We start from the raw sequence: 1,149 nt of genomic DNA on the forward strand, positions 1-1,149 counted from the left end.
AGGACATCTTTTCCAGGTTGATCTGGTGCATGATGCCGTTGCCGGCCGGGATCGCGTCCACGTTCTCGAAGGCCCGCTTGCACCACTCGATGAAATGGAACCGGTCGGCGTTGCGCCGCTCCTCGATCTCCCGGTTCTTGCGCAGGGCATCGGGATCGGAACCGGGTGCCTCGACCGCCAGCGAGTGATCGACGATCAGCTGGGTCGGCACCACCGGGTTGACCCGCGCCGGATCACCGCCCCGCTCGGCGATGGCATCACGCAGCCCCGCCAGATCGACGAAGGCGGTCAGTCCGAGTATGTCGTGACAGACGACCCGGGCCGGATACCAGGGAAAATCCCGGTCGCGCCGGCGCTCCACGATCTGGCGCAGGGACGCATCCAGCTCCCGCCCGTCGCAGTGCCGGAGAAATTGCTCCGCCAGGACGCGGCAGACGTAGGGCAGGCGGTCGTAGGCGCCAGGAGAGAGCGCCTCGACCGCCTCGCGGGCATCGTAGTAAACCAGGTCCGTACCCGGCAGCGGTTTGCGGTAGGGGTTGCTCATCACGCCCGTGCTGCGCCTCAACGCTGGTCGATGGGGACGAAGCTGCGCTCCTCCGGCCCGGTGTAGTTGGCCGAGGGACGGATGATCTTGCCGTCCTCACGCTGCTCGATCACGTGCGCGCCCCAGCCGGTGACGCGGGAGATGACGAACAGCGGCGTGAACATGTCGGTGGGGATGTCCATCAGGTGGTAGGAGACGGCCGAGAACCAGTCCAGGTTCGGGAACATCCGCTTCTCGCTCCACATCACCTGTTCCAGGCGCTCGGCGATCTCGTACAGGCGCCGGTTGCCCAGTTCGTCGGCGAGGCCCTCGCTCACCCGCTTGATGATTTCGTTGCGCGGGTCGCCGGTGGTGTAGACCGGGTGGCCGAAGCCGATGACGATCTCCTTGCGCGCCAGGCGCTCGCGGATGTCGGCCTCGGCGGCATCGGCGTCGGGGTAGCGCTCCTGGATCTCGTGGGCGACCTCGTTGGCGCCCCCGTGCTTGGGCCCGCGCAGCGCGCCGATGGCGCCGGTGATGGCCGAGTGCAGGTCGGAGCCGGTGCCGGCGATGACCCGCGCGGTGAAGGTGGAGGCGTTGAACTCGTGCTCGGCGTAGAGCACCAG

General features: G+C 67.7%; 2 protein-coding genes. Both read right to left on the reverse strand.

The window, feature by feature from the left end; translation table 11 throughout:
- A partial coding sequence (locus Q9Q40_13715; protein MDQ7008276.1) for an aconitase family protein occupies positions 1-544 on the reverse strand: 544 nt, incomplete at its 3' end.
- A gap of 17 nt (positions 545-561) precedes the next feature.
- Positions 562-1,149: citrate/2-methylcitrate synthase (locus tag Q9Q40_13720; GenBank protein ID MDQ7008277.1), on the reverse strand; the 588-nt coding region annotated here is incomplete at its 5' end.

The organism is Acidobacteriota bacterium (assembly GCA_030949985.1).
Taxonomy (GTDB): Bacteria; Acidobacteriota; Polarisedimenticolia; order J045; family J045; genus JALTMS01.